A 6,668-nucleotide genomic window follows, 5' to 3' on the forward strand; every position below is an offset into this window, starting at 1 on the left:
ATTGATTGCCGTTAAGCCGCGCCCGGGCTATGGCGGTATGCCCGCCTTTCTCAGGCCCCTCTTCCGAGGCGTAACTCATATACACCCACCTGTTTTCCACAAAGTTCGGGTGCAATTCCAGATCGAGCAGTCCCCCCTGACCTCGCATATAAACCTCGGGAACCCCTTGAATTTCGGTTTTAGTACCGTCTTTATATAGAATGACATCCCCTGATTTTTCGGAAATCAAGAGGCTTTCATCAGGCAAAAACACCATGCCCCATGGAATTTGCAGGTCCCCGACGACTAATTCTGCGGAAAATTCAGGGTCCTGAAGGTTTTCTGTTTCATTTTCCTCCTTTTGAGCACAAGAAATAGAGATCATTACAGCGAAAAACCATAGGGTAACAATACTATTTTTCATACCAATTCGTTGATGTAGTACCATTTTCGCAAAATATATGCTAAAAGAATAATGGGTTAAGACCCCAAAGATAAAGAGAATTTATAAGTGTAAATAATTACAAACAGAGTGCAGTAGGGTCCCCGAATCCCCGCTGCACTCTCTGAAGCCTACTTAATCTATGCTCCCGAAAAAAACCAGGCACCTGTGGTATGCCCTGCTCCTAGTGGGGATTACTTTCGTAAGTGCTTCGGCTTTCGAATACAGTCCGCTGCACCATATTGCCATGGCTGTTGAAGGTTTGTCTCCTGAGACGGACTCCAATACAGCACTCCGGGCAGGGGGTGCCGATACCGAACCCCGGGGCGCAAGCGATTTATCTTCAAACTCAGGTTTTGAGGAGTTTACCGCAGAAGCGCCCATGTTTTCTACTATTATACAGAATGCAGACGAACAGGTTACCTGTTCTGACAACGGGTTTACGATTTCCCGGTTTAACTTATGTGGTGACTTTGACGACCGTATCCTGACCCTGACAGGTTCCTTTAGCAGCTATGAATGGCAGCAGCTCGTCCCAGGCGGCAGTTGTACTTTTGATGTCAATGACGATTGCCCTCCCATAATTGGTAATGAATGTAATTCCTCCTGGCAAACCGTGGGGACATCTGCTGCATTTACCCTGTCTGCTGCTACAATTCCGGCTAGCACGGGAGCGGAGTTCCGGGTTCGGGCCAATGGCGGAACCTATTATTATTTTAAAGTCAAGAAAAGTAGTATTACCCAAACCTTTATCAAGAGGAATTTTATCTGTGGGGTACCCGGGCGAATTCAGTTAACCAACCTCTCCAGTGCTTATGAATACAGTATAGACAATGGAAGTGGCTTCGGACCCTGGCAAAATTCCGCTATTTTTGATGGCCTTACCCCGGGGACGTATGTCGTAAAAACCCGCCTTCGAAATACAGCCAATACGTGCGAATACCCTTATGAACCGATCGTTATTGAAGATCGGGTGATTGACCTTGATGTCACTTTTATAGACGCCAATTGCTTTGGGGACACCGGGTCTATTACCGTTAACGTCAATAATGTTCCGGGGCCTTACAGATATACACTCCTCGACCAGAACGGGGTGCCTTTAGAATTTACCACCTTTATCCCCAATAATCCATACACTTTTGCCGCGGTGGGTCAGGGGACCTACAGCGTTCAGGTAGAAACGCAACAGTGTACGGGAGACCCGGGACTGGGAATTCCCCCACCCCAGGAATCCCTGGATGTCAATGGAAACCCTATTATCATCGGGGACGGCCTGGTCGCCCTGGGGGCTTCTACGGAGGTAAATGAGAGTTTAAGTACAGATCCTTCCTGTGGGTCGGATAATGTAGATATCATTGTACGTACCTCCGGCGGTGTGGCTCCATATTCTTTTACCGTAAGCGATGGTGGGAATTCAGGAGGAACGTATACCGGGCAGACTACTTACAATGTCACGACTGCAGGCTCCTATCAGTTTGTGATTACAGATGCCAACGGCTGTACCATTACGGCCTCGTCTTCCGTTCAGGAACTTACCCCCCCGGATGTAACCGCTTCCGGAACCGACGGGGATTGTAACAACGGAGCCCGAATTAACATCAATGTACTCGATGCCAAGGGGTACAACCTGTCTTTTCGCGCGCAGCCCGGGGATCCCTGGTCGGCCAATCCCGTCCTAACGGTCGGTGACGGAACTTACAATAGTATTCAGGTGCGATACGAGCAGGGAAGTTTTGATTGTATCTATACCATACCCACATCCATTACCCTGACCAATGTTGGGGCGATTTCAGGTAATGTTGTGAAACTCCAGGATCGTCTTTGTAACCCTGGGGGTGGTGCCGATGGCGGTATCATTGAATTCCAGGGTCCCTTTAGTGGTGGATCCGGCAGTGGTTATGAGTTTAGTATTGACGGGGTGAATTTTAGTGGCCAGCAAAATTATACCAACCTGGCAGCAGGTACGTATACGCCCATTATTCGGGATAACGGGGGATGTCGTATTGAATTGACTCCAATTGACATTCTCGATGTCGATCCGCCCACGGACATTGCCTTTACACAGGGGGTGATCAATTGTTCTGCGGGTACTTCCGATGTGCAGTTGACGGCTACCAGTACATCACCCATTGTCCAATACGAAATTGTCAGCCCGGTATCCTTGGATAATGGTGGCAATGATACCTTTTTAGGTCTCAATGTCAATACCGCCTATACTTTTCGGGTAACGGCCGCGGATGGTTGTTTTTACGAAGAGAGTTTTACACCCGCCCTGCTCAATACCATTGGTGTGCGATTAAGAGCCGGAGGGGATTTGCGTGTTTGTACAGGTGCATCTGACGGAACGGGGACGTTTATTGTTGACGGCTTTCTCAATGGCTTTACCTATTCCATAAATGGTGGACCGGTAAGTCCGGTTCAAAATACACCAGAGGTAGTGCTTCCTCCTTCGGGCCCCGGAACCTATACCATCGATGTCACGGATGCAGATACAGGGTGTACGGATTCCACTTCGCTCCAGATAGAAGAACCTGCCAGCCCACTCACCCTGGGCGGAAATGTCACGGACATGACCTGTGCCAATGGGAACCAGGGTCGGGTACAGGCTAACGCGAGTGGCGGTTGGGGAAATTACAGGTACACCCTTGAGCGTCCCGATGGCACTACGCAGAACTCTCAAACCAGTCAGAATTTTGGAGGTCTGGGTCAGGCTGGGACTTATATACTCACGGTAACAGACGCTGAAGGGTGTGCCGCATCCTTCTCGTTTGACCTTACGCCGGTGGCCGCTCCGGGTATTGCCCTGGATGCCGCGGCTTCGGACTTTTGTTATGTCCCGGGAACGGGGGCTACTCTGGCGGTCACCTCCACTGCAGGCTCGGCTCCGGTGGGTACACATAACTATCGGATCAACGGCGGTGCCTTGCAGGCGAGCCCGGTTTTTTCAGGACTTGCTCCTGGAAATTACAGAATCCAGGTTGTCGATTCCAACGGGTGTTCCGATCAGGTAAATATCACTGTAAATCCACAATTGCGGGTTACGGGATCCATCGATACCGAGATTCCCTGTGGCGGGGCAGACGGGAGTTTGCGAGTGCAGGTTAATGGAGGTTACCTCGCGGGTGCAGGCCCCAAAGAATATGAAGTGAGCGCCGATAACGGAGCTACTTTTGGTGCCCCAATTCCGCTGACAGCCAACTCCTTCCTGATCAGCACGAATGTACCCGGGGATTATGTCTTCAGGGTCACTGATAATCAGGGCTGTATCGCGGAATCTGTGCCCGTAATCCTGAATCCGCCTGTACCGCTGAATCCAGCTGCAGTGAGCGAAATCCCCGCCAGTTGCGGGCAAACCGATAACGGGATTCTGACGATTACCCCGGATGCTACCAGTGGAATCCCTCCATTTCTGATCAGTTTCGACGGGGGGCCTTATACGCCCCAGACCGTTTATTCCAATTTGAATGCGGGACAAACCTACTCTTACGTCGTTCGGGATGCGATTGGTTGTGAGACGGCATTGGCCAACTATACAATCAATACAGACCCGACGCTCCCTCCGGATGCGAGTGTAACTCCTGTAACGGCGACCTGCCTGACGGGTGTCCTTGAAGGAAGTATCGACATTACCTCTGTCTCGGATGGGACCCCTGATTTTACCTATATACTCCAGGACCAGTTTGGAACTGAAATCAGCAGGGTAGGACCCACTTCAAGCACCTCCGAAACTTTTACCAACCTGGCTCCGGCCACTTATCGTGTCATAACACTGGATGCCAACGGCTGCCGGGATGAGGATGTGGTGACCATTGACCAGACGACCCTGGATGTCGTTCCCGATCCGGTGCCTGCCCCGGTTTGTGATCCTTCAGGTTTTTCAAATACGGTGGAGATCGTTGGGGGCGTGGGCCCGTTTTTGATTCGCCTGGCGATCGATCCCAGCCCGCCGGTAACCCCAAATAGCCCACCGAGGCGGCATACCTTTGCAGGTCTCCAGTTTGGAGTTGCGTATGTGGTTGAGGTGACGGATCAGGGTACAGGCTGTATTTATTTTGATGAAATTGCCCCTGTGGAAGGCCCCAGTGCGCTGGATATTACTGCCAGTTCTACTCCGGATTTCTGTGACGTTAGCAGGAATGGACAAATTGTCTATTCCGTAGATGGTTTTGCCCCCAATAGCGATTTACTTATTGAACTGGTCAACACGGATACGGGTAACCGTATCACCCTGGAGAACCTGACCAATGTCTCCCCTGTGTATTCCAATACCTATGAGACGCCTGCCGGAAACTATCAGGTGCTCGCTACCGATCTGACCAACAACTGTACTGATGCTGCAGCGGTGACCATAGACCAGAATCTCCCGGCCTACGATATCATTGCCTCATCTCCTGCAAATTGTAATGCTCCCGGACAATTGACCGTACGGGGTGCCGGAGGAGCGGGAGGACCCTATACCTTTGCTTTTATGGATTCTGGTAATACGCCATCAGCGGGGGACTGGACGCTTCAGACCACTTTTATCGCCCCGCCCGGCACCTACGATATTTATGTAAGGGATGTTGCCAATTGTACCTCTTTTGCCATTCAAACCATTATCGGACTCAACCCGGACCTTGCACCGCCTTCTTTACTGGTACAAAACGGATGTGATGTGACCGCCACGTCTTTTGATATCCTGGTTCAGGTACCCGCAGCCGTAGATACGCCCCGTTTCTCATTGAACGGAAATGAACAATTCGCGGTCTTAAATGGAGGATTTTGGGAATATACTTATACCGTTGGTTCGCCTGGTGACTACATCGTAGATGTTACTGATGCCAATGGCTGTACCAGTCAGGGGACGGCAACGGTTTACGAATTCCTCAATGCATTTGGGGATTTTACCACCGACCCTTCCTGTAATAATGCAGATGGGGAGATAACTATTTCCACCAACGGGGGTAGTGGGGATTTCACATTTGAGTTGCAGGATGGCAGCGGAAACTATCTTGCAGACAATACCACCGGTGTCTTTACGGGTTATGCTCCCGGGGATTATCAGGTGGTCGTTACCGATAACCTGGTCGTCGATGCCAGCGGTAACTGTACCTTCCTGATAGACAATATTTCGCTTCCTCCGGCTGTTGTTCCGGTAATTGCCTCGATTCTGGATACAGATATTTCCTGTAATGGCGCAGACGACGGGAGTATTGAAGTAACCCTGCAGGCGGGAACGGATGCCGATAGTCCATTGGTGTATACGTTGTATGAGACCGGGACGTCCAATATAGTAGCCCAAAATGGTACGGGATCCTTTACGGGCCTGACCTCAGGGGTTTATGATGTGACTGTGGTTTCCAGCAGGGATTGTGAAGTGCGGCAGGATGGCATTGATATTATTGAACCTGCGCCATTTTCGATTAGTGCCACTGCGCCTCCGTTTAATTGTGTGCCCGGGGCAAATCAGTTTAGTTCCACCACCATTACAGTTTCGGTGGTTGACCCGGGAACGTTAGGCACTGGATACCAGTATAGCATAACCGGTTTTGAAAACTACCAGTCCTCGAATACCTTTGAGGTAGTCAATAACGGATCTCCACAAACCATAACGGTCTACGCCATCGACGGGAACGGATGTCAGGATCAGGTCACCCTCCCGGTGATCAATCCACCGACCAACGTGATTCCCACTCTTAGTGTGGTTTCCACCCTTACCTGTGCAGATCCCGAGCAGGTCCGTATAGATGTTGTGGGAACTACTGATTTTACGGTTTCCCTGGTCAACGGCCCAGGGGCGGTTACTCCAGTAACCAATACGCCCGGAGATTCCTTTGTGCTTGTAGATCTTCCCGTAGCCGGGGGATATTTATTGCAGGTGGTTGATAATATAGAAGGGTGTAGTTATCCCTTGCCAATCCACCAGGTTTCAGATCCGTTGTATCCGGACGTCACCATCAGCCAGGCGAATCCGGTCCGGTGTGCAGTTCCCGGGGATGACGGGGCGCTTTTTATAGACGTCACCGATTATAACGGAGTGTACAATTACGAGGCATTCCTGATTGACACCAGCGGAAACAGGGTGCTTCCTGCAGCGGCAAGTGGAAGCTTTGACACGGCGAACTATCCGGATGCCAGTGGCGATCCTGCCCGAATTACAGGCCTCAGAGCTGGAAATTACGTGGTGGAAATTGCGACAACCACATCGCCGGAATGTCCCGGAATAAGTAATCTCGCTACCGTTCGGGGCCCCAACGGACCCCTGGTG

The 6,668-nt window shown here is 50.8% G+C and carries 2 protein-coding genes; one reads left to right on the top strand and one right to left on the bottom strand.

What is annotated here, in order from left to right; genetic code table 11:
- Nucleotides 1-403: PQQ-dependent sugar dehydrogenase (locus tag WBV75_RS00085; RefSeq protein ID WP_424118629.1), on the bottom strand; the 403-nt coding region annotated here is incomplete at its 3' end.
- Between the two features lie 160 nt (nucleotides 404-563).
- Between WBV75_RS00085 and WBV75_RS00090 the strand changes: the two genes are divergently transcribed.
- Nucleotides 564-6,668: SprB repeat-containing protein (locus WBV75_RS00090; protein ID WP_424118630.1), on the top strand; the 6,105-nt coding region annotated here is incomplete at its 3' end.

Origin of the sequence: Robiginitalea sp. (assembly GCF_049588695.1) — a bacterium.
Taxonomy (GTDB): domain Bacteria; phylum Bacteroidota; class Bacteroidia; order Flavobacteriales; family Flavobacteriaceae; genus Robiginitalea.